The organism is Nitratireductor sp. ATLC21, assembly GCF_057196525.1.
In genome coordinates this window covers 1,340,241-1,361,321 of the sequence record NZ_JBXUOU010000001.1, presented here as the reverse complement: position 1 = coordinate 1,361,321, position 21,081 = coordinate 1,340,241, and the positions used below count along the sequence as shown (strand labels likewise).

The following is a 21,081-nucleotide window of genomic DNA, read 5'->3' as shown; positions in this document are numbered from 1 at the left end:
GCCGATGGGGCGGATCAGTTTGCGGTCGGCAGATTGATCTCCATACCCACATCGATGCGGTGTGGGTTTAGCTGCGGATTGGCGTCCGCGATGGCTTTCCACTTCACCGGGTCTCCATAATGTGTGCGGGCGATCTCCCAAAGCGTGTCTCCGCGCACAACCGTGTGGGTGTTTTTGTCGGCTGTCATGGCCTCTCCGGCGTCTTTTGCGGCATCTTCGGTCGCCTCGGTCATCTTCGCCATGGCTTTGCCGGCGTCGTCGGCGGCCTTCTCGGCCATTTCCTTTGCGCCCTCAGTCACGGCTTCGACAGCCTCGCCTGCCTTTTCCATGGTTTCCTCAACGGCTTTGGGTGCCTCGCTGGCGATTGTTTTCGACATTTCGGGCAGGTCCGGGGTCGTGGCCTCAGCCTCAGCAGCGGCGACGCTCGCATCGATTTTCGTGATGCGGCCGTCGATGGCAGGTTTGTACGGGCTGTTTTCGGCCAAGTAATCGGCAAGCATCTGTTCGAGGCCCGGGCCGTAATCATAGGCGTTTTCGGCATTCTCCGCGAAGAGCTTGTAACCGTCGCCCCCGTTGCGCATGAAATTGTTGGAGGCAACCGTGTAGGTGGCATCCGGATCGATGGCGGTCCAGCCGTCGCCGTCCTTTACCTGGACAGACTTGATGCGGCCTTCGCCGGGCGCGACAGACGGGTCGAAGCTGTACCGCAGGCCCGAAACCTGAGGGAAGCGCCCGGCGCCTTCCTCGATCTGGCTAACGCCGCTTTCGAGTGAGGCAACGACGTCTGCACCCTTCAACTGGAAGGTGGCAAGCGTGTTCTGGAAGGGCAGAACTCCGAGCACTTCACCCATGGTGACTTCGCCGGCATCGATGGAGGCGCGCAGGCCGCCGCCATTGGTGATGGCGAACTGCACACCCTGATCCCTGGCGCGCGCCACCATGGCATCCGTAACGAGATTGCCCATCTCGCATTCGCCGGCACGGCACGTTTCGCGGCTGCCATCGACAGCGGCTGACGTTTCAGCCACGATCTTGTTTTTCAGTTCCTCGATGGGGCCGGCCAGTTCCTTGACACGGGCAACAACGGCTTCGTCCTTGGCAACGGAAGCGTCGATCAGCTTGACGTCGCCCGTGGCGGCGGTGACGACACCCTCATCATCGAAAGTAAGCTTCAGTTCGCCGAGATATTTCGAATAGGATGCGGCCTGCACCACGGGCACCTGATGGCCGTCGGGATTGTCGACCATGGTCGGGTAGGGGCCAGCCGCCCCTTCGACCGTGTTGGACAGCAGCGTGTTTGAGTGGCCACCGACGACCACGTCGACACCGGGGATCTTCGCGATGGCCTCAAGGTCGCGCGGATAGCCGACATGGGTGAGCGCGATGACCTTGTTTGCGCCTTCGGCGGTGGCGGCTTTCACGGCTGCGGTGATGCCGGCCACGTCCTCGATGATTGAGACATTTTCGCCGGGCGAGGAAAGCTCCGCCGTGTCGTTGGCGACCGCGCCGACAATGGCGATCTTCTCGCCGCCCACATCGAGGATGAGATACTCCTTCACCCGGTCACCGAGTGCTGAAGCTTCCTTGGCCTTGACGTTGGAGCCCAGAACCGGGAACTCGACCTTGTCGAGGAAGGTGGCGAGACCGTCTTCGCCATCATCGAACTCATGGTTGCCGACGACCATGGCGTCGGTCTTCATGAGGTTCAGGAACTCGGCTTCGGCAGCTCCCTTGTAAGTGGTGTAGAAGAGCGAGCCCTGGAAATTGTCACCAGCGTTCAAAAGCAGGACGTTTTCGCCCTCAAGCGCCTTGCGGGACTCGGCCACGGCGGTGACGAGACGGGCTGCGCCGCCGAAACATTCGCCGGCTTCATCGTCTTCTGGCGAACAGGTGGAATCGTATTTGTTGATGGGTTCAATACGGCTATGCCAGTCATTCATGTGGAGAATGTTGAGCGTGTAATCGGCAAAGGCCGCACCGGTGCTCAGCGTCAATGCGGATGCGGTGAGCGATGCAATGGCGAGGCGTTTTCTGAAGGTCGATCTGTGCATGGTGACTTCTCCCGAATGGCTCTTTGCGGTCTCTACCGCCGCATTGTGACGCCCTGTTAAAGGCTTCGACCAGCATGTTTTCACCGGGCAGATGGCGATGCAAGAGAAAGTTGGGTCGCGAACCGAAAGTTCGCTGAAGGTCGCTCAAAGTGCTATTCTGGGTGATGCTGACGAGCCCAATGGGCTCCAGGGAGGTGAATGCCATGGACGCTGCAGAACTGCGCGCCATTCAGGCGCCGATTAAGGACCGCTATCGCGGAGAACCGGGTGCTGCTCTCATCACACTTCGCGCCAGGGGCGCGCTCGACGATCAAAACATTGCCTGCAAGGTGGAGACCGGTCGTGCGATCGCCGTTGCCGGGCTGCATCCGGCGACGGGGGGAACGGGGCTGGAGCTGTGCTCCGGCGATATGCTTCTGGAGGCGCTGGTCGCCTGCGCGGGCGTGACGCTGAAGGCAGTGGCCACGGCGCTGGAGATACCGCTCCGGGCCGGCACCGTCTCGGCGGAGGGCGATCTCGACTTTCGCGGCACGCTGGGCGTGGTGAGGGATGCGCCGGTGGGTTTTGCGGAAATACGGCTGTCCTTCGATCTCGACACGGATGCATCGCAGGAGCAGCTCGATCAGCTTCTGAAGCTGACCGAGCGCTACTGCGTGGTCTACCAGACGATCGCGAACGGCCCTTCGCTCAACGTGGCGATGACGCGGATGTGAGCGCGGGGCGAGGCTTTTCGACACGGGCCATCTCTACGGAAACCGCCTTGAGCAGGGCGTGGACCCGGCTGCCCGGCTGAAGGTCGAGCGCGTCTGCCGATTTTGCCGTGATGCGGGCCAGAAGCTGCTGCCCGCCAAAGCCAAGCGCGACCGTGGCGAACGCGCCGTCGCGGCGAATTTCCGCGACCGTTGCAGGCAATTGGTTGCGGATCGACAGCCCGTCATGGGGCGCAATGGCAATGGCGACATCGCCCGCCCGCACGCGCAGCCGCACCATCATGCCGGGTGCGAAACCGTTTCCGGTAAGTTCGATGCGGTCGTTGCCAAGCGCGATGGTGGCGGTGTGGTAGGAGGGGTCTGTATCTACCACGCGGCCCTCAAGGATGACGCCGGCCTCTTCGGGATCGCCGCCGGCGGCAAGGCCGAGGCGTGCGAGGATGGCTGCGGCGGGGCCGCTGTCCGTGACACGTCCGTTTTCAATGAGAACGACCGTGTCGGCCAGACGTGCGACCTCCGAGGTTTCGTGGCTCACATAATGGATGGGAATGCCGGCCTCGGTGCGGAGTCTCTCCAGATAGGGAAGGATCTCGTTGCGCCGCACTTTGTCGAGCGAGGAGAGCGGCTCATCCATGAGAAGCAGAGCAGGATCGGCAAGCAGCGCCCGGCCGATGGCGACGCGCTGGCGCTCGCCGCCTGATAGCGTGGCGGGTGCGGCGTCGAGGCGCGCCTCAAGGCCAAGCAGGGCCACCACTTCATCGAAGGCGCGGGATGCCGGACGGCGACCGGCCCAGCGGGCATAGGTGAGGTTTCTGCGCACCGAAAGATGCGGGAAGAGGCGCGCGTCCTGAAAGACGAAGCCTATGCCGCGTTTTTCCGGTGGGAGGTTCGTGCCCGTGGCTGAATCGAACAGCGTGCGTCCGCCCGCCACGATGCGCCCCGACTGTGGACGGGCCGTGCCGGCGATCATCTTGAGCAGGGTTGATTTGCCGGCACCTGATGGCCCGAACAGCGCGGTGACGCCTGCGCCGGCCTGAAAGGCGGTTTCGATCTCGAAACTGCCGGCGCGGCCCCTGATGTCGACATATAGAGCACTTCCGCTCCTCGCTGAATCGCGAAAATGCTCTAACTCATTGTTTTTCCGAAATTCCGGACGGAAAACCGGTTTCCACTTTTCCCGGAATTTCTTCAGCACGCTCATACGCGTCCTCCGGCGGTGAGCCTGCGGGCCAGATATTCGGACGCGAGGATGGCGGCGAGCGCCAGGGCTATGGCGATTGCGATCAGGCGAAGGGCGGCAGCGTCGCCGGACGGCGATTGCAGCAGCGCATAGATGGCAAGCGACAGGGTCTGCGTTTCGCCGGGAATGTTTGAGACGAAGGTGATCGTCGCCCCGAACTCGCCAAGCGCCTTCGCAAAGCCAAGCACTGCGCCGGCAATGACGCCCGGAAGGGCGAGCGGCAGGGTGACGGTGAAGAACACGGTGAGACGCGATGCGCCGAGCGTGCGCGCGGCTTCGCCAAAGCCCTGATCCATGGCTTCCAGCGACAGGCGGATGGGCCGCACGAGAAGCGGAAACGCCATGACGCCGGCGGCAAGCGCCGCACCTGTCCAGCGGAAGGCGAAGCTGATGCCGAACAGGTTTTCGAAGAGCTGGCCAAGCGGACCTTTGGAGCCGAACAGGAGCAACAGGCCATAGCCGGTGACGACGGGCGGAAGCACGAGCGGCAGGGTGACCAGCGCCTGAACGACGCCCTTTCCGGGGAACTCCCTGCGGGCCAGAAGCCAGGCCACCGCAAAGGCCGGGACGAGCGCGCAAAGGATGGCGGTAAACGCCACCCTCGCGGACAGGAGTATGATCGAAAGTTCGGTCTCGCCCATGTCGGCAGTCTATTCTGTAGCTTCGGAAAAACCGAGATCGGTGAAGATTGCACGACCGGCCTCGCTTTTCAGGAAAGTGAGGAAGGCTTCTGCGCTTTCGGCTCCATTCTTCGTGGCGGCGGCAGGGTAGAGGATCGGCGCGTGGCTGTCTGCCGGGAAAACATAGGCGCGCACCAGATCGCCGGCGGCTTTCTGGTCCGATCCGTAGACGATTGCCGCTTTCACCTCGCCACGGCTGGCGAGCTCCAGAGCCACACGGACGTTTTCACCGAACACGGCGTTCTTTTCGACGTCCTTCCAGAGACCGAGGTTTTCGAGCGCCGTGCGGGCATATTTGCCGGCGGGCACATGGCTCGGGTCGCCCATGGCGAAACGCTGGTCGAGCAGGGCGTCGGGGCTGTCGACCGGGTCTGTGCCCTCTGCGGCTGCGATGACGAGATTGTTGCCGGCGATGATGGTCTCGCTGTCGGAGCGGACCAGATCGCGTTCGATCAGATACGCCATCCAGTCGATGTTTGCGGAGATGAACACATCCGCCGGTGCACCAGCCTCGATCTGACGGGCAAGAACGGAACTGGAGGCAAACGAGATGACCACTTCCTCGCCACCAGCTGCCTGATATTCGCTGGCGGCGCGCTCGATGGCGTCCTTCATGCTGGCGGCAGCGAAGACGGTGAGCTTTTCAGCGAGAGCCGCGGTGGAGAGAGAAGCGAGTAGGGCGAGGCTCACAAAAGTGCGTTTGAACATGAAACCACCATAGATCATTGATGCGGGCGAATGCCGCGCCAGTCAGCGAGAATGCATGGTGGTCAGGTCTGGACATTCGCGCCCCGAATGCCGCCCGAACCTTGGGACAGAGGCAGCCATCACGCGCTGCCCGGACCGGATATTAGGAGGGGCGCGACGGTGGGGTCAAGGGAGGATGGGGCAAAGGTCTTGGGGACGGGGGTGTGTGGGGCGTGATGGTATCTTGGAAGTGCCGGTGCTCGCCCCTCATCCTCACCTTCTCCCCGCGTGCGGGGAGAAGGGGGCCTCGACGTTGAGAAACGGTCAGGCGGTTGCTCCGGAGACGGTAGCCTCGATATGGTCGACAAGTGCATCGGGCAGGCGCAGGCGGCCGGCGAGCATGTCGAGATAGCCGCGCTCGGCGCGCGTCTTCGGTTCTATGGTAAGCCGTGAAGCTGTGTAGAGCTCGATTTTCTGAGCGTCGGTCTGGGCTGCTTCGACCAAAGCATCGAGATCGACCGGACGTTCGAGCTCCTGGATGAGGAAGGCTTCCGCCTCGCCGTCGATGCCGGAGAGCCTGAGCTTGTCGGCGATCTTTCCGCGCTCGGCCTCGTCAATGTGCCCGTCGGCACGGGCAGCGGCGATCATAGCACGCACCAGTGCGAGGGCGAATTCGCTTTCACCCTGTGGCGCTTGAGCCGGGTTGAAACTCGTGTCTTCCGGCGGTGGAAGAAGGTCACCTTCCTGCGCGGCTTCGGTTGGTTCCTTGCCTGCCTGATAATTCTGATAGGCCTTGTAGGCTAAACCGGCCACGGCGGCGATGCCGCCAAGCTTCAGTGCACTGCCGGTGACCGAGCGTCCTGCGCTGGTGCCCAAAAGAACTGCAGCGATTGCGCCCGTCGCGAGCGGATTGTCCTTGGCAAGCTGTACCGCCTGGCCTGCCTTGTCCCGCACTGTGCCTTCGGTTCCGGGCACCTGCGAGCCCAAAAGGTCGTTCAGCAGTTTCTTGGGGTCGAACATCCGCATCTCCTCGTTTCGCGCAGTATACACCCTAGGGTTGGCAGGAAAGTAGGGATGCATTCATTGCATTGCAATGACAACGCCTGGCGTTACCGTGATGGCGCGGGTCATCACGGGCGAGCGAAGATCATCCGAACGGCTCGTTGGGTGCCGTGCCTCCTGAAAGGCGGGTCATAATAGCGGGCCGTGTGTCTTTTCTATGCCTGGCGATTTCGAATTGGAGCGCCTCGATCACTCCATCGCGCGGAAACCGCTCAAGAACAGCAGAGAGTGTTGCAGGCGCGATACGGTGCCGACCGGTGCCAAGATGCTGGGCACCGGCTGATTTGGCTTTGACATTTCGCACGTCCGGTGGCAATGGCTCCCGCCCCCTTATTTTTACAGGTATCGACCGTGAACGATGTTGTTTCCCATCGACTGAATCTCCCCGATGGCCGGCGTCTCGGCTGGCACGAATGGGGTGCAGAAAATGGCAAGACGGTGATTTTTTGTCCCGGGGCCGGCATGGCCGGGGCGATCCCGTTCGGCGAGGCGGCGGCCCGGCGAATGGGCTTGCGCATTCTCTCCGTAGACCGGGCTGGTCTTGGAGCGTCAGATGCCAATTCGGAGAAGAGCTTTGCGAGCTGGAGCGGCGACGTTGCTTCCTTGCTTCAGCATCGTGGAGGCAATGAGGCTTTGGCCATCGGATTTTCGCAAGGTGCGCCCTTTGCCTTGGCCTTGGCAGATACCGGTTTGGTCAACGCGGTGTCGGTGGTGTCGGGGCAGGATGAACTTGCATCGCCCGAGATGTTCTCGCAACTGCCTGAGCCGGTGGCAAACATGGTGCAGCTTGCAAAGGATGATCCTGAACGACTGGAGGCTGACGTCGCTGCCATTGCGACCGCTGAGTGGCTTTGGCAGATGATCGAGACAATGAGCGGGCCGCAGGATCGGGCATTTTATGCATCCGAAACCTTCGCGCCCCTTTATCGCAGGGCGCTTGAGGAAGGTTTTCGCCAAGGAGCTGCAGGATACGCTCGCGACACGCGTCTTGCCATGGCACCATGGCCCTTCCGGCTCGAGGACATCGTTTGCCCGGTGCGGCTGTGGTATGGCCTGGCTGATACTAGCCCGGTGCATGCGCCGGATTTCGGAGAGACTCTCAACAAGCGTTTGCCGAACAGCAAGCTTATGCGGCTCGAAAATGAGGGAAGCGCGATTTTGTGGAGCCATGCCGAGGCGATCCTTGAGGATCTTGCCGGTATGGGATGAAAGCTCAGGCCTCTTGCTTCCCTGCCGGCGTTCCGATGGGGAAGCGGTCGCCGCGTTTTTCTGCCAGCTCGATCTGACGCTGGCGCTCCGCATAGCGGGCGCGGTCCGCTTCGCTGCGACTTTCGGCGCAGTGGGGGCAGGCAATACCTTCCTGGAACAGAGGTGACGCGCGATCCTGCGTTGTCAGCGGATGCCGGCAGGCCCGGCAAAGCGTCGCTTCACCCTCTTCGAGCCCATGGCGAACAGAGACGCGTTCGTCGAAAACGAAGCACTCCCCTTCCCAAAGGCTCTCTTCTGCCGGCACTTCTTCGAGGTATTTCAGGATGCCGCCTTTGAGGTGATAGACGTCATCGACGCCAATCAGCTTCATGTATGCGGTGGCCTTTTCGCAACGGATGCCGCCGGTGCAGAACATGGCGACCTTGCGGCCTTTGAGGCGGTTGAGATTTCGCTCGGCCCAGGCCGGGAAATCGCGGAAGGTTTCAGTCTCCGGATCCACGGCGCGGGAAAAAGTGCCGATGGCAGTCTCATAGGCGTTGCGAGTGTCGACGACCACCGTCTCGGGATCGGAGATCAAGGAGTTCCACTCGGCCGGCTCCACATAGGTCCCTGCCTGATTAACAGGATCGACCTCGGGCACACCCATGGTGACAATCTCTTTTTTCAACCGGACTTTCATGCGGTGAAAGGGCATTTCGGAGGCCGTGCTGTACTTGACCTCCAAGCCTTTAAGCGCCGGCTTTTCTCCAAGATGTTCGATGAGCGCTTCGATGGCTTCGGGTGTTCCGGCCACCGTGCCATTGATGCCTTCGGCAGCAAGAAGGAGCGTGCCGCGAATGCCTCGCTCGCAGCAGAAAGCGGCAAGCTCGGAACGCAATGCCTTGTGGTCGGGGAGAGAGGCAAAGCGATAGAGCGCGGCAACGCGAAACGCTTGTTCGGGTGAGGAAGAAATCATGCGCGGTCTCCTACGCCTCTCCTGAACCGCATGCAAGAAAAAGCAGCGTTTTAAAGGTTTGAACGGGATGTGGCAGCCCTCTTCGAAATTGTATGTGCCGCGATTTATCCCCTCATGGTTGTTCTGACGGATAATTGTCCAATGCAACCATGGGCGAGAGCGATGTTTTCAAACACAGCAATCAGGGAAATCAGCGAAGCGGCCTCGAAGGCGGGAATCGAGCCATCCCTTTTATTGGCGGTGGCGCAGGTGGAAAGCGGTGGGAGATCTCATGTGGTACTGCGCGGCCGACCGGAGCCAATTATCCGGTTTGAAGGGCACTATTTCGATCGACGGCTCACTGGTGCCAAACGTGCGGAGGCGCGCGCGGCAGGGCTCTCTGCGCCGGAGGCTGGGAAAGTCGCGAATCCACGGGGGCAGGTGGAGCGCTGGCTGATGTTTGAAAAGGCCGCGCGCATCGACCGGAAGGCAGCCTGCGAATCCGTCTCCTGGGGGATTGGGCAGGTGATGGGGGCGCACTGGAGCTGGCTTGGCTTTGCCGATGTGGAGGCGCTGGTCGCAGAGTCCCGACGCGGCCTCGCCGGACAGGTTGCGCTGATGCTGCGATTTATCGAGAAAGCGGGCCTGAAGGATGCGCTGATAGCGCGGGACTGGGCGCGCTTTGCGCGCGGTTATAATGGCCCGGGCTACAGGCGCAACCACTATGACCGGAAACTCGCCCGGGCTTACCGAGCTTATTCGGCAGATGACCCGCCTCTTTCGGAAGCGGTGTTGCGGACCGGCATGCGGGGCGCTGCAGTCGAGAGCCTGCAGTTGATGCTGTGTGCCCTTGGTCGAAGGGTTGCGGTGGATGGCGTTTTCGGTCCGCAGACCGAGCTTGCCGTGCAGCGCTTTCAGACAGAAGCCGGCCTGGATTCGGATGGCGTCGTGGGCCCCGTGACCGTTGACGCGATGACACGCCGCTTGCCGTATCGCGCCTTAGGTTTGCGTTTGTGGGCGTATTTCCTTCGGCTCGGGCGATTTTTGGGAGCAATGTTTTGAGTTTTGCAACTTGCCAGATTCTGGAGAAAAGTGTTCATGGACTGCGAAATCCGTGTCTTGAACCGTTTTAACGCTGCGATTTCGCTCGGAGATGGAAAATTTTGAGGAGACGTTTGCATATGAACGCTGCGATGCAAAAGAAGAACGAGGTGCTGCTGGCTATCCTGCAAGGTCAGCCGGTGATACCGGTTCTCAAGATCGAGCGGTTGGCAGATGCCGTCCCGCTGGCGCAAGCGTTGGTGAAGGGTGGATTGCCGGCGATCGAGATCACGCTGCGCACACCCGATGCAATCGACGCCATCCGTCTCGTCAGCGAGGAAGTGCCGGAAGCGATTGTTGGTGCGGGCACGATCCTGACCGCGAAGGATTTTTCCTATGCGGTGGCGGCCGGCGCGCGTTTCATCGTCAGCCCCGGCATCACGCAGGAGCTGCTCGATGCGGCTTCGATGTCGGAGGTGCCGTTTCTGCCCGGTGCGGCGACGCCAAGCGAGGTGATGGCGGCGCGGGAAGAAGGGTACAGCCTGCTCAAATTCTTCCCTGCCGAGCAGTCGGGTGGCGCCCCCTTCCTCAAGGCTCTTTCTTCGCCGCTCGCCTCTATCCGTTTTTGCCCGACAGGCGGCATATCGCCAAAGAATGTGGGAGATTACCTCTCCCTGCCGAATGTGATTTGCGTGGGCGGGTCCTGGGTGGCGCCTGACGCAGCGATCGAAGCCGGGGACTGGACGACCATTGAAGCTCTGGCGCAGGCAGCGAGCCAGCTCAGGGGCTGATGGTCTCCTGAGCAAGGCGCCCAAAAAAAGCGGGGCCGGTTAGGCCCCGCTTTTTTGTTGAACTTTTGCCGTCTCTTAATTGGTGCGGAAACGGGCCATGGAGATAAAGTTGACCGCTTTTCCGGAGAAGCGCGTGGCGTCCGCCACGGTAATGTCCTGCTGGAACCCAGTCGTGTAGACGGTTTCGGGCGAACGGACGAACTCGCTGTCGAACGCCGGTGGGCGGGCTGGGGGCGTGGCTTCTGTCAGCATCGAATTCTGGCTGAGCGCGCGGGACGGTGCCTCAGACAAGGTGGCGACGACCACGGGCTGAGCGCCGCGGGCGACATCATTTGGCCCGGGCTTTGCCGATTTACGTGTGCTGCGCGCCCGGCTCTCCTGGCGGCTTTGGGGGAGTTGTTCCGCACGCGCGAGAAGCGCCTTGCGGGGGGAGGCGGAAACGGGCTGGCCTAGCTCCTCCTGGAGTGAAGAAGCGTCAGGAGCTTTCGCATCCACGTCGCCAGCAAGCGCGAAATCGCTCTTCACGGGTTCCGCATCTGCCTCTGGTCGCGGCTCGGGAAGCGCGGCGAGGGTGAACTCGTCAGCTACGGCGCGCTCGGGACGGCTTGAAGGCATTGGCAGATAGGCGGCCGTGGTGATCGGCTGCTCGGCTTCTTTGGCTTCGGCCAAAACGCCTGCAATCGCTTCCGGTGCATCCGTCTGGGCGGAAGCCATCTGCACGAGCGCTTCCTGGGTAGCGGTATCCGGCACATATTCCGGACGACGTGTCGGGATCGGGATGTTGGTGGCAACCAGCATCGCGGTTCCGGCGTTTTCAGGTGTTGCCTGCTCAATAGCAGGAGCTTCCTCCACCGGCTTGACTTCGAAGGGCAGCGGTTGGCCGACGGCAACATCCGGCCTCGGTGCAGCGCGCGGCGTGGGAAGACTGCGTTGTGGAAGGGCGGCCAAGATCGTGCTCGGCGTCTCGGGTTCGGGTTCGGGTTCGGGTTCGGGTTGCGGTGCACGTGCTGCCGCCGGCGCCTCAGGCTGGCGCGCTGCGGGTTGCTGCCGCGCAACGACCGTTGTGGTCTCTGCGGTATCCTCTTCCTCGTCGGCTCCACCACCAAAGAGTGCTGCCAAGAGGCCTCGGCCATTGCCGCCGCCATTGTCACGTGCGACCTGGATCGGGCTGCCGTTCCGCTTGCGCGATTCATAAGCAGCGAGTGCCTGCTTGTATCCGGGCAGCGGTTTGCCATCCGTAGGAACATGCATGGTCTTTCCATCGGGGAAGACCGCAAGAAGCTGTTTGCGGCTCATGCGGGGCCAATGGCGCACACCCCCCACATCGATGTGAATGAAGGGAGATCCTGAACGGGGGTAATACCCAACACCACCAGCTTGGAATTTGAGGGCGGCGTTCCGCAAATTGGAGAGCTTTACGCCTGGAATGTAGAAATCGATTGCCTTGCCGAGCATGTGTTGGCTTTTTTTGGCAACTCCGCTCGAGCGGCTACGCAGCATCGCATTCGTTTTGGGCGAACGGTAGGCCGAGACGACGTGTATGTAATCGCGCCCGCCGGCGGCGCGATAAACTTCCCACAACAGGTCGAGGACCTGCGGATCCATGTTGGTGGGTTCGTTCTGGCGCCAGTCGCGCAGGAAGCGGTTCACCTGCTTCAGGCCGCTCTGAATGTAGCGACCGTTCTTTTTGAACGTGATCTCCGCTCGCTCTTTCGTGTGGATGAAATAGAGCTTTAGAGTGCGTGTTTCCGCGTGAGCGGCGGGCGCTGCTGCGACAAGCGCGCCAACTGCTAGCATCAAACCGGCGATAAGCCTCACGCGTATGAGCGCAGGCAAGCGCCACCCAAGAACGTGAACGTCGTTTTGTTTCAAGATCCGTGGCCTTACAGGCTGGTGTTTGTCCCCCGAGCCTGAGGCCCGGACTGTGTGGTTCCCACCTTCCGATTATTCTGTTTAATGGTTAATTCGATCTTATTAAAGGAGGAATGCGCGAAGAGGATGGCGATATCGTGGCAAAATGAGACAAGCCGTCGCAGGGTAAACAGGACGTTAAACTCTGGACTGTGGCTTTGGGGCCTCAATCGTCTTTTGCGCGTGGGCGCTCGGTCGGATCGATGCCCATGTCTTTCAGTTTCCGGTATAGGGTTGAACGGCCGATTCCCAGCCGTCGGGCGATCTCGCTCATCTGACCACCATAGTGATCCAGAGCAAATCTGATGATCTCGCCTTCAATCTCCTCTAGCGGGCGTACGTTGTCGTTTTCGTCCAGAACGGCGACCTGCCCGGGCAGATCGCGGGGGACAGCCGACGAGAGTTGCGAGACCTCCTGCACCGCCGGATCTGCAGGGCGGGCGCGGCCCGCAGCTTCCATTCCGACATTCAGCAATTCGTAAGGATCAAGTCCTTCAACCTGGGCGAAGATCTGCGGAAAGTCAGCGACATCAAGGACGCCGGTTTCACACAGTACCACCGCCCGGAATACCGCATTTTCCAACTGCCGGATGTTGCCAGGCCAGTCGTAACGCTCAAGGAGTTCAAGCGCGCTGCGCGAAATCCCGGTAACGCGACTTGTTGCATTGTCGCCGAAGCGGGCGATGAAGGTTTGCACCAGAAGGGGGATGTCATCCTTTCTGTCGCGCAGGGGGGGCACCATGATCGGAAAGACATTGAGGCGATAGTAAAGGTCCTCACGAAACCGTCCTTCCTTCACGCGCTCGATCAGATTCTGATTGGTGGCCGAGATCAGGCGAATGTCTACTTTTTGCGTGCCGCGTCCGCCGACGGTGTCCACCTCCCCCTGCTGGACTGCCCGCAAGAGCTTTACCTGGACGTCGAGAGGGAGGTCGCCGATCTCGTCCAGAAAGAGTGTACCCGTGTCAGCCTCGGTAAACTTTCCGGCACGCTTTTCCGTGGCTCCCGTGAAGGCTCCCTTTTCATGACCGAAGAGGATGCTCTCCACCAACGTATCGGGGATCGCTCCGCAATTGACCGTGACGAAGGGTTTTCGCCGCCGCCGGCTTTCGCTCTGAATTGCCCGGGCGATCACCTCCTTGCCGACGCCCGATTCACCTTCGAGCAGGATGGGAATGTCGCTGGCAGCTGCCTTCCGGCCCAGCATAATAACCCGCGCCATGGATCGGCTGTTGGTGATCAGTTGGTTGAAAGACGATGCCTCCGCCGGTTTTTCGCCCCGTCGCTTGCGAATTTCCATGGCACTGACTTTGAGGGCATTGCTGATGGCAGTACCCAGCCGAGCGGGAGCCACAGGCTTTACAATGAAATCGAAAGCACCAGCGCGCATGGCTTCGACGGCGGTGTCTATGCTGCCGCGGGAGGTCTGAACAATGACCGGGATATCGGTCTCTTCCCCGCGAAGACGGTCAAGCATTTCCAGCCCACCCATCTGCGGCATCACCAGGTCAAGCACGATCGTAGACGGTGGCTTTTCGGCCCGTTCCAGAACCTCCAGTGCTTCCAAACCGTTTTCTGCAAAGAGCGGCGTATGCCCCAATTTCTCGACCGCCGCCTGAAGAAGGCGCCGCTGAACTGGGTCATCATCCACTATGAGAACGGCTTCGGACATGTCGCAATTATGCAATGGCTTTACGATATCGCGCTCAGTTTTTCGGCGCGGGCTGGATCAAAATGGCATAGGCTTCTAAACAAGGGCTCAAGAATCCCGGTGAACGAAACCTTTCGGCACCGCGGGGAGACAGCGATTTCTGCTCAACGAGGTTTATATGGCCAAGAACACTGACAGGGCCTCACACCCTGCGGCAACGGATGCGGCGCTAGCGGCTGAAAACGCAGTTTCTGAACTCGGCAACCTGCCAGAGTGGAATCTGGCTGATCTGTATCCGGCGATCGAGTCGCCTGAATTGAAGCGCGATCTTGATCGCGCGGCGGCGGAAGCTGCCGGTTTTGAGACGGCCTGGAAGGGCAAGCTGGCGGACGAGGCCGCGAGAGGGAATAAAGGCAGGCTTGGCGAAGCCGTTGAAGCCTATGAGTCCATCGAAGAACTGATGGGCCGAATCGTGTCCTATGCGGGCCTTCTCTACGCTGGCGACACCTCTGATCCAAAACGTGCAAAGCTCTACGGAGATGTGCAGGAGAAACTGACGGATGCGAGCGCGCATCTCATCTTCTTCACGCTGGAGCTCAACAAGATCGACGATGCCGTTATCGATGCAGCGCTGGAAGCGGATGCGAAGCTTGCGCGCTACAGGCCCTGGGTGCTCGATATCCGCCGTGACAAGCCCTATGAGCTGGAAGACAGGGTCGAACAACTTTTCCACGAGAAGTCGGTAACCGGGCGAGGAGCCTGGAACAGGCTGTTCGACGAGACCATGACCAGCCTTCGGTTTACCGTGGACGGGGAAGAGCTGGCGCTGGAGCAGACGCTCAACCTGTTGCAGGACGCGAATGGGGAGAAGCGTCGTAGCGCTGCCGAGGCTCTGGCTGACACGTTTTCCAGGAATTTGCGCACGTTCACGCTGATCACCAACACCCTGGCAAAGGACAAGGAGATTTCCGACCGGTGGCGTGGTTTTGAGGACATCGCTGATTCCCGCCATCTAGCGAACCGGGTCGAGCGACCAGTGGTGGATGCTTTGGCCGAAGCGGTCCGAAACGCCTATCCGAAGCTTTCGCATCGATATTACGCCCTGAAAGCCAAATGGCTTGGAATGGAGGTTTTGAACCATTGGGATCGCAACGCCCCCTTGCCGGAGACGCCGCAGGCAGTGATCGGCTGGGACGAGGCGAGGAAAACGGTGCTCGATGCCTATCAGGCCTTCGATCCGCGCATGGCGGAGATTGCGAGCCGGTTTTTCGATCGCAACTGGATCGATGCGCCTGTGCGTCCGGGCAAGTCACCGGGCGCTTTTGCACATCCCACGGTTCCGTCTGTGCATCCGTATCTGCTGCTAAACTATCTCGGAAAACCGCGGGATGTCATGACGCTTGCCCATGAAATGGGGCACGGCATCCATCAGGTGCTGGCCGGCAAACAGGGTGCCTTGATGGCGCCGACGCCACTGACACTGGCCGAGACGGCGTCGGTGTTTGGCGAAATGCTGACATTCCGTTCCCTGCTCGATCGGACGACCCAGAAGCGAGAGCGCAAAGCCATGCTGGCGCAGAAGGTGGAGGACATGCTGAACACGGTTGTCCGCCAGATCGCTTTCTACGAGTTTGAGCGGAAGGTGCATGCAAAGCGCCGCAGCGACGGGGAGCTGACCTCTGACCAGATCGGTGAATTGTGGCTCGATGTCCAGAAAGAGTGCCTCGGGCCTTCGGTGAAGCTGCGCGAAGGGTATGAGACTTTCTGGACCTATATCCCCCACTTCATCCATTCACCTTTCTATGTCTACGCCTATGCCTTTGGCGATTGTTTGGTGAACTCCCTCTTTGCGGTCTATCAGCAGGCCCCGGAAGGGTTTCAGGATAAGTATTTCGCCATGCTTGAAGCTGGCGGTACGAAACACCATTCCGAGCTCCTGAAGCCATTCGGGCTTGATGCCAGCGATCCGGATTTCTGGAGCAAGGGTCTTTCGGTGATCGAGGGTCTCATCGACGAGCTTGAATCGCTCGACGGCTAAGACAGGTTTCTCAGACGCAATGCCCGGGCAATTTCGGGGGCAGGTTCTTATTCGCGATGACGCGGCTGGCCGGGAGCTGCATTTCTCCCGGCCCCGCGCTGTTCTATCCGCATTGGATGCCGAGACATTCGACATCATGCTCGAACGGGCTGAGTTGGCGCGGCGTGAGGGGTTCTGGCTGGCAGGATACATGGCCTATGAGGCCGGATACCTGCTGGAGCCGAAATTGAGACCACTCCTGCCAGAAGGGCGGCGTGGGCCGCTTCTGTGCTTTGGCGTTTTCGATCCGCCCGAGGATCGGCCGATTGGCGCGCCGGTCGTGGGAGATGGCGCGCTTTCCGACGTCAGGCCGAGCTGGAGCAGTACGGATTACAGGAGCCGTTTTGAACGCCTACACGCGCATTTGCGGGCGGGTGACTGCTATCAGGCGAACCTGACCTTTCCCATCAAGGCGCGCTGGAGTGGAAAGCCTGCCGGGCTTTTCGATGCGCTTGGCGCACGCCAGCCGGTGCGGTACGGGGCGCTGGTGGAGCTTGGCTGGCCGGTAATCGTCTCCCGTTCGCCAGAACTGTTTTTTCAGGTTTCACGGGATGGTTGGGTCGAGACCCTGCCTATGAAGGGGACGGCGCCGCGCGGAGCAACGCCTAAAGAGGATGCGGCGCAACGGACCTTCTTGCGCAATGATCCGAAAAACCAGGCGGAAAACCGCATGATTGTCGATCTCCTGCGCAATGATATCTCCCGCATCAGCGAGGTGGGAAGCCTGGAGGTGCCCGAGCTCTTTCGGGTGGAAAGCTATCCAACCGTTCATCAGATGGTCAGTCGTGTTCGCGCGAAACTACGGCCGGATGTCGATTTTCGTGACATTTTTGCTGCGCTCTTTCCCTGCGGTTCGATTACAGGGGCGCCGAAAATCCGCGCCATGGAGATTCTTCACGGGTTGGAAGCAGCACCACGCGAGGCCTATTGCGGGGCGATCGGCTGGGCCGCACCTGACGGCACTATGCGTTTCAACGTGGCGATCCGCACGGTTTCGCTCTTTGCCGGGGGGGAAGCCGTCTACAATGTGGGCGGTGGGGTGGTATTCGATTCCACTGCCGAAGGCGAATATGAAGAAGCGATGCTCAAAGCGCGCTTCGCGATGACCTGAAAAGGGGATGGGTGATGTTTATCGTATCGTTGCGCTACGTTGTGCCGGTGGAGCAGGTGGAGCCGCATATGGAGGGGCATATGGCCTGGCTCGAGGATCATTACGCGAGCGGGATGTTCATGGCTTCGGGACGCAAGGTGCCGAGAACCGGTGGCATCATCCTGGCGCGCGGCGAGCGCGAGGCCGTTGAAGCCTGTATCGCCCAGGACCCGTTCGTGGCGAACGGTGTGGCAGAAGCAGAGATCATTGAATGCGCCATTTCACGCACCACCCAAGGCCTTGATGCGCTTAAAGAATAGCAAGGCTTTGGCGAACCGGATCAGCATTTGCGCTTTATTGTGACACGCTTCTGTGTTTTGGAAGCTCTACTGTTCTGTTTAGGAGAGGCGCGCAATGGCTGACAAGAAATGGCCCATCCATGGTGAAATCACCGGTCCGATCGTTATGATCGGCTTCGGCTCTATCGGGCGTGGTACGCTGCCGTTGATCGAGCGCCATTTCAAGTTCGACAAATCGCGCATGGTCGTGGTGGACCCGAACGACGCGGATCGCAAGCTTTTGGATGAGCGTGGTATCCGTTTCGTGCAGGCACATGTCACGAAGGACAATTACAAGGAACTGCTCAAGCCGCTGCTGACCGAAGGTGAAGGGCAGGGTTTTTGCGTGAACCTTTCCGTGGACACGTCCTCGCTGGATCTGATGAAGCTGTGCCGGAAACTTGGCGTGCTTTATATCGACACGGTGGTGGAGCCCTGGCTGGGCTTCTATTTCGATGACAAGGCCGACAATGCCTCGCGCACCAATTATGCCTTGCGCGAGACAGTGCGCAGCGAGAAGGCGAAAAATCCCGGTGGCACCACGGCCGTTTCCACCTGTGGCGCTAACCCGGGCATGGTCTCCTGGTTCGTCAAACAGGCTTTGGTGAACCTTGCTGCCGATCTCGGGCTCGAGTTTGCAGAGCCTGGCGTCAATGACCGCGAAGGCTGGGCAAAATTGATGAAGGCCTGCGGCGTGAAGGGCATACACATCGCCGAACGCGACACGCAACGCACCAAAAAACCCAAACCGATGAACGTGTTCTGGAACACCTGGTCGGTCGAGGGCTTTATCGCGGAGGGTTTGCAGCCGGCGGAGCTGGGCTGGGGCACGCATGAAAAATGGAAGCCGAAAAACGCGCGCAAGCAGAAGAAGGGCAACAAGGCTGCAATCTTTCTTGAGCAGCCGGGTGCCAATACGCGGGTGCGCAGCTGGTGTCCGACGCCGGGTCCGCAGTACGGATTTCTTGTCACCCACAATGAGTCTATCTCGATCGCCGATTTCTTCACGGTGCGTGACAAGAAGGGCAAGGTCGTCTATCGGCCGACGTGCCATTACGCCTATCACCCCTGCAACGATGCGGTGCTTTCGCTGCACGAAATGTTCGGAGCAGAAGGGAAGGCTCAGCCGGAGCAGCATGTGCTTGACGAAACCGAGTTGGTTGATGGCATGGATGAGCTCGGCGTCCTGCTCTATGGCCACAAGAAGAATGCCTACTGGTTCGGTTCGCAGCTTACGCTTGAGGAGGCTCGAGAACTCGCGCCATATCAGAACGCGACAGGACTTCAGGTGACGTCAGCGGTGTTGGCGGGGATGGTGTGGGCGCTGGAAAACCCTGAAGCGGGTATCGTCGAGGCCGATGAAGTGGATTACCGCCGCTGCCTTGAGGTGCAATTGCCTTATCTGGGGCCAGTGAAGGGCTATTATACCGACTGGACTCCACTTGAGGGCAGACCCGGCCTTTTCCCCGAGGATATCGACGAATCCGATCCGTGGCAGTTCCGCAACATTCTCGTGCGTTGATCGTTGAAGTGCGTGCTGTGCTTGCATTGATGACAAAATCGGGCAATTGGATTGGATGTTGCCGGGCCCTGAACAGGGCTGGGCCCAATTCAAGGCGGGCGCTGCCGGCCATATTCCAGTAGCGCGACAGGAGGCCAGAACCATGAAGACAAGCAAAATTCTGACGCTTGCGACGGTCGTTTCAGCTCTTGCGGTGGCCGGCTGCCAGACGGGTATGCCAGACGGTGGTGGGCAGCGCGCAGCGCGCCAGACCGGCGTCGAAGGACAGTGGATGGGCACGGACGGTGTGGCCGTGTCGACCCTTCAGGGCGGTCGCTTCAGCTCGCGCGCCGTGGAGACCGGCGAGGTCCTGACGGAGGGATCCTACTCGCATCGTGGGGCGCAGACCATCGATCTTTCCTTCTATTCGTTGAAGAGTCAGCGGCAGACCTCAGCAACATGTCTTCTGGCATCGAGCGACCGCATGAACTGCACGCTGGCCAATGGCACGAATTTCGTCCTGACGCGCACTTCTGGCGTTTCCTGATTGCGAACACAATGAAGGGAAGCCGGGACATACGGCTTGCCTTCCTCGTTTTGTTTTTGACCGACTGCACTGCATGACCTTGGTCGGTCTTGCCCGCGGGCGGCGATTGTTGCGATAACATGGTCAAAACCCTTCGGGAGGAGCCATGTCCCCGCATTTCGACGCGCTGGAAATCCGTGACCCAGCCGAGCGCGAACGTGACCTGTTTTCAAGGTTGCCGGATTTTCTGAACGGTGCCGTGGCCAAGGCCGATGGGCTTGCGAACTGGCTTTCGGGGCACGATCTCTCCGGCATTGTAGATCGCGCAGCCCTTGCGCGCCTGCCGGTCCTGCGCAAAACGGAGCTTCTGGATCGTCAAAGGACCACTCCGCCTTTCGGCGGGTTTGTCGATCCTGACGCGCTGGAGGGCGCGCGGGTTTTCATGTCCCCGGGGCCGATCTGGGAGATACAAGGGGCAGGTGCTGACCCCTGGCAGGCCGCGCGTGCCTTTTTCGCCGCCGGCGTGCGGCCCGGAGCGCGGGTTCACAATGCGTTCGCCTATCATATGACACCGGGCGGGTTCGTGCTCGACACGGGCGCGCGTGCGCTTGGATGCAGCGTATTCCCAGCGGGGACAGGCAATACGGACATGCAGGTGGAGGCAGCGGAGATCTTTCGTCCGGATGTCTATGCCGGAACGCCGGATTTTCTGCAAATGATGCTCGAACGGGCGGATCGCGACGGCAGGGACCTTTCGTCGATCCGGATTGGCCTGGTTTCCGGGGGAGCACTGTTTCCTGCCATGCGCGAAGCGTATCGTGCGCGGGGAATTCACGTGCTGCAGTGCTATGCGACGGCTGAGTTTGGGGTGATCGCCTATGAAACCTCCGGGGCTGACGGGGCACCGCTGCCGGGCATGGTCGTGAATGAAAACCTGATCGTGGAAATCGTGCGTCCTGGAACCGATGATCCGGTTCCGGAGGGTGAGATCGGCGAGGTGGTTGTCACCTCACTTAACCCGTCCTATCCGCTGGTGCGTCTCGGCACTGGTGATCTTTCTGCGGTTTTACCCGGCACAAGTCCGTGCGGTCGGACCAATATGAGGATCAAAGGCTGGATGGGGCGCGCTGACCAACGCACGAAGGTCAAGGGCATGTTCGTCGATCCCAAGCAGATCGCCGAACTCACCCGCAGGCATGCTGAGATTGAGAGGGCCCGGCTCGTTGTGACACGGGATGGCGCGAGCGATGCCATGACCTTGCATGTGGAGGTGCTCGCCGGCGCCACGCCCAACGCCGACGCCATCGAAACGACGCTGCGCGATGTGACCAAGATCGGTGGGCGCGTGGTTCTGGCTGAACCCGGTAGCCTGCCACGCGATGGCAAGGTGATCGCAGACGAGCGGGAATACTCAGACTAAAGCATAAGGGAGAAAAGGGGCTGGCAGTTCCCGTCTCGCTTGATTTCGCTCTGCCTGTATCACAGGATACATTTGCAATGGCGCGTGGGCGCGGAGGATCGCCCATGCCTTGCCAGAGAAGAAACAGGCGGTGACAGGCCGCGATTTTTCGGCCGCAGCATA

At 60.5% G+C, this 21,081-nt stretch carries 18 protein-coding genes; 10 read left to right on the top strand and 8 right to left on the bottom strand.

The genetic code is table 11. The annotated features are described in order from the left end of the window. Positions 1 to 14: 14 nt before the first annotated feature. The gene (locus AC2CHD_RS06700) at positions 15 to 2,051 is read right to left on the bottom strand and encodes a 5'-nucleotidase C-terminal domain-containing protein (protein WP_484553012.1); all 2,037 of its coding nucleotides are present in this window, start codon (positions 2,049 to 2,051) and stop codon (positions 15 to 17) included. Positions 2,052 to 2,254: 203 nt separating this feature from the next. Here AC2CHD_RS06700 and AC2CHD_RS06695 point away from each other — a divergent pair, with 203 nt between their 5' ends. Next, positions 2,255 to 2,764, top strand: a complete 510-nt coding sequence (locus AC2CHD_RS06695; RefSeq protein WP_484553011.1) for an OsmC family protein — start codon at positions 2,255 to 2,257, stop codon at positions 2,762 to 2,764. On the opposite strand, the gene modC is transcribed toward AC2CHD_RS06695, so the two are convergent. The 4 genes from modC to AC2CHD_RS06675 form a co-directional block, all read right to left on the bottom strand. Continuing rightward, positions 2,739 to 3,962, bottom strand: coding sequence for a molybdenum ABC transporter ATP-binding protein (modC, locus tag AC2CHD_RS06690; protein ID WP_484553010.1), 1,224 nt, complete (start codon positions 3,960 to 3,962; stop codon positions 2,739 to 2,741). The genes AC2CHD_RS06695 and modC overlap by 26 nt on opposite strands. Beyond that, positions 3,959 to 4,642 carry a molybdate ABC transporter permease subunit gene (modB, locus tag AC2CHD_RS06685; RefSeq protein ID WP_484553009.1) on the bottom strand — a complete coding sequence of 228 codons (684 nt, stop codon included), beginning with the start codon at positions 4,640 to 4,642 and terminating at the stop codon, positions 3,959 to 3,961. Before modB ends, modC begins: the two co-directional genes overlap by 4 nt. 9 nt (positions 4,643 to 4,651) lie before the next feature. After that, positions 4,652 to 5,389 carry a molybdate ABC transporter substrate-binding protein gene (modA, locus tag AC2CHD_RS06680; RefSeq protein WP_484553008.1) on the bottom strand — a complete coding sequence of 246 codons (738 nt, stop codon included), beginning with the start codon at positions 5,387 to 5,389 and terminating at the stop codon, positions 4,652 to 4,654. A gap of 303 nt (positions 5,390 to 5,692) precedes the next feature. Next, positions 5,693 to 6,388, bottom strand: a complete 696-nt coding sequence (locus AC2CHD_RS06675) for a tellurite resistance TerB family protein (RefSeq protein ID WP_229448429.1) — start codon at positions 6,386 to 6,388, stop codon at positions 5,693 to 5,695. Positions 6,389 to 6,781: 393 nt separating this feature from the next. Between AC2CHD_RS06675 and AC2CHD_RS06670 the strand changes: the two genes are divergently transcribed. Next, the gene (locus tag AC2CHD_RS06670) at positions 6,782 to 7,639 is read left to right on the top strand and encodes an alpha/beta fold hydrolase (protein WP_484553007.1); all 858 of its coding nucleotides are present in this window, start codon (positions 6,782 to 6,784) and stop codon (positions 7,637 to 7,639) included. Positions 7,640 to 7,643: 4 nt separating this feature from the next. On the opposite strand, the gene trhO is transcribed toward AC2CHD_RS06670, so the two are convergent. Next, positions 7,644 to 8,594, bottom strand: coding sequence for an oxygen-dependent tRNA uridine(34) hydroxylase TrhO (trhO, locus tag AC2CHD_RS06665; RefSeq protein ID WP_484553006.1), 951 nt, complete (start codon positions 8,592 to 8,594; stop codon positions 7,644 to 7,646). A 114-nt stretch (positions 8,595 to 8,708) separates the two neighbouring features. Here trhO and AC2CHD_RS06660 point away from each other — a divergent pair, with 114 nt between their 5' ends. Continuing rightward, complete coding sequence (locus AC2CHD_RS06660) at positions 8,709 to 9,635, top strand: N-acetylmuramidase domain-containing protein (protein WP_484553005.1); 927 nt, start codon at positions 8,709 to 8,711, stop codon at positions 9,633 to 9,635. A gap of 131 nt (positions 9,636 to 9,766) precedes the next feature. Then, positions 9,767 to 10,405, top strand: coding sequence for a 2-dehydro-3-deoxy-phosphogluconate aldolase (locus AC2CHD_RS06655; RefSeq protein WP_484553233.1), 639 nt, complete (start codon positions 9,767 to 9,769; stop codon positions 10,403 to 10,405). A gap of 75 nt (positions 10,406 to 10,480) precedes the next feature. Here AC2CHD_RS06655 and mepK read toward each other — a convergent pair whose 3' ends face one another. Both mepK and AC2CHD_RS06645 read right to left on the bottom strand, forming a co-directional pair. Next, positions 10,481 to 12,241 (bottom strand): peptidoglycan L,D-endopeptidase MepK, encoded by a 1,761-nt coding sequence (gene mepK, locus AC2CHD_RS06650; RefSeq protein WP_484553004.1) that lies wholly within the window; start codon positions 12,239 to 12,241, stop codon positions 10,481 to 10,483. A 241-nt stretch (positions 12,242 to 12,482) separates the two neighbouring features. Then, positions 12,483 to 13,988 (bottom strand): sigma-54-dependent transcriptional regulator, encoded by a 1,506-nt coding sequence (locus tag AC2CHD_RS06645; protein WP_484553003.1) that lies wholly within the window; start codon positions 13,986 to 13,988, stop codon positions 12,483 to 12,485. A gap of 157 nt (positions 13,989 to 14,145) precedes the next feature. On the opposite strand from AC2CHD_RS06645, the gene AC2CHD_RS06640 reads away from it, so the two are divergent. The 6 genes from AC2CHD_RS06640 (at position 14,146) to AC2CHD_RS06615 (ending at position 20,919) form a co-directional block, all read left to right on the top strand. Further along, on the top strand, positions 14,146 to 16,005 hold the full coding sequence (locus AC2CHD_RS06640) for a M3 family oligoendopeptidase (protein WP_484553002.1): 1,860 nt from the start codon (positions 14,146 to 14,148) through the stop codon (positions 16,003 to 16,005). Positions 16,006 to 16,024: 19 nt separating this feature from the next. Beyond that, on the top strand, positions 16,025 to 17,155 hold the full coding sequence (locus AC2CHD_RS06635) for an aminodeoxychorismate synthase component I (RefSeq protein ID WP_484553001.1): 1,131 nt from the start codon (positions 16,025 to 16,027) through the stop codon (positions 17,153 to 17,155). Between the two features lie 14 nt (positions 17,156 to 17,169). Further along, positions 17,170 to 17,454, top strand: coding sequence for a YciI family protein (locus AC2CHD_RS06630; RefSeq protein WP_229448438.1), 285 nt, complete (start codon positions 17,170 to 17,172; stop codon positions 17,452 to 17,454). A gap of 94 nt (positions 17,455 to 17,548) precedes the next feature. After that, positions 17,549 to 18,994 (top strand): homospermidine synthase, encoded by a 1,446-nt coding sequence (locus AC2CHD_RS06625; protein ID WP_229448440.1) that lies wholly within the window; start codon positions 17,549 to 17,551, stop codon positions 18,992 to 18,994. 142 nt (positions 18,995 to 19,136) lie between these two features. Then, positions 19,137 to 19,520, top strand: coding sequence for an Omp10 family outer membrane lipoprotein (locus AC2CHD_RS06620; protein WP_229448441.1), 384 nt, complete (start codon positions 19,137 to 19,139; stop codon positions 19,518 to 19,520). A 145-nt stretch (positions 19,521 to 19,665) separates the two neighbouring features. Then, positions 19,666 to 20,919, top strand: a complete 1,254-nt coding sequence (locus AC2CHD_RS06615) for a phenylacetate--CoA ligase family protein (protein WP_484553000.1) — start codon at positions 19,666 to 19,668, stop codon at positions 20,917 to 20,919. Positions 20,920 to 21,081: the final 162 nt, after the last annotated feature.

Bases quoted from the DNA above. Each gene is read 5' to 3' on its own strand.
- AC2CHD_RS06655 (WP_484553233.1), top strand. From the start codon at position 9,767: ATGCAAAAGAAGAACGAGGTGCTGCTGGCTATCCTGCAAGGTCAGCCG.
- AC2CHD_RS06675 (WP_229448429.1), bottom strand. From the start codon at position 6,388: ATGTTCGACCCCAAGAAACTGCTGAACGACCTTTTGGGCTCGCAGGTG.
- AC2CHD_RS06625 (WP_229448440.1), top strand. From the start codon at position 17,549: ATGGCTGACAAGAAATGGCCCATCCATGGTGAAATCACCGGTCCGATC.
- AC2CHD_RS06640 (WP_484553002.1), top strand. From the start codon at position 14,146: ATGGCCAAGAACACTGACAGGGCCTCACACCCTGCGGCAACGGATGCG.
- AC2CHD_RS06695 (WP_484553011.1), top strand. From the start codon at position 2,255: ATGGACGCTGCAGAACTGCGCGCCATTCAGGCGCCGATTAAGGACCGC.
- AC2CHD_RS06635 (WP_484553001.1), top strand. From the start codon at position 16,025: ATGCCCGGGCAATTTCGGGGGCAGGTTCTTATTCGCGATGACGCGGCT.
- trhO (WP_484553006.1), bottom strand. From the start codon at position 8,594: ATGATTTCTTCCTCACCCGAACAAGCGTTTCGCGTTGCCGCGCTCTAT.
- AC2CHD_RS06700 (WP_484553012.1), bottom strand. From the start codon at position 2,051: ATGCACAGATCGACCTTCAGAAAACGCCTCGCCATTGCATCGCTCACC.
- modA (WP_484553008.1), bottom strand. From the start codon at position 5,389: ATGTTCAAACGCACTTTTGTGAGCCTCGCCCTACTCGCTTCTCTCTCC.
- AC2CHD_RS06630 (WP_229448438.1), top strand. From the start codon at position 17,170: ATGTTTATCGTATCGTTGCGCTACGTTGTGCCGGTGGAGCAGGTGGAG.
- AC2CHD_RS06660 (WP_484553005.1), top strand. From the start codon at position 8,709: ATGGTTGTTCTGACGGATAATTGTCCAATGCAACCATGGGCGAGAGCG.
- modB (WP_484553009.1), bottom strand. From the start codon at position 4,642: ATGGGCGAGACCGAACTTTCGATCATACTCCTGTCCGCGAGGGTGGCG.
- modC (WP_484553010.1), bottom strand. From the start codon at position 3,962: ATGAGCGTGCTGAAGAAATTCCGGGAAAAGTGGAAACCGGTTTTCCGT.
- AC2CHD_RS06615 (WP_484553000.1), top strand. From the start codon at position 19,666: ATGTCCCCGCATTTCGACGCGCTGGAAATCCGTGACCCAGCCGAGCGC.
- AC2CHD_RS06645 (WP_484553003.1), bottom strand. From the start codon at position 13,988: ATGTCCGAAGCCGTTCTCATAGTGGATGATGACCCAGTTCAGCGGCGC.
- AC2CHD_RS06620 (WP_229448441.1), top strand. From the start codon at position 19,137: ATGAAGACAAGCAAAATTCTGACGCTTGCGACGGTCGTTTCAGCTCTT.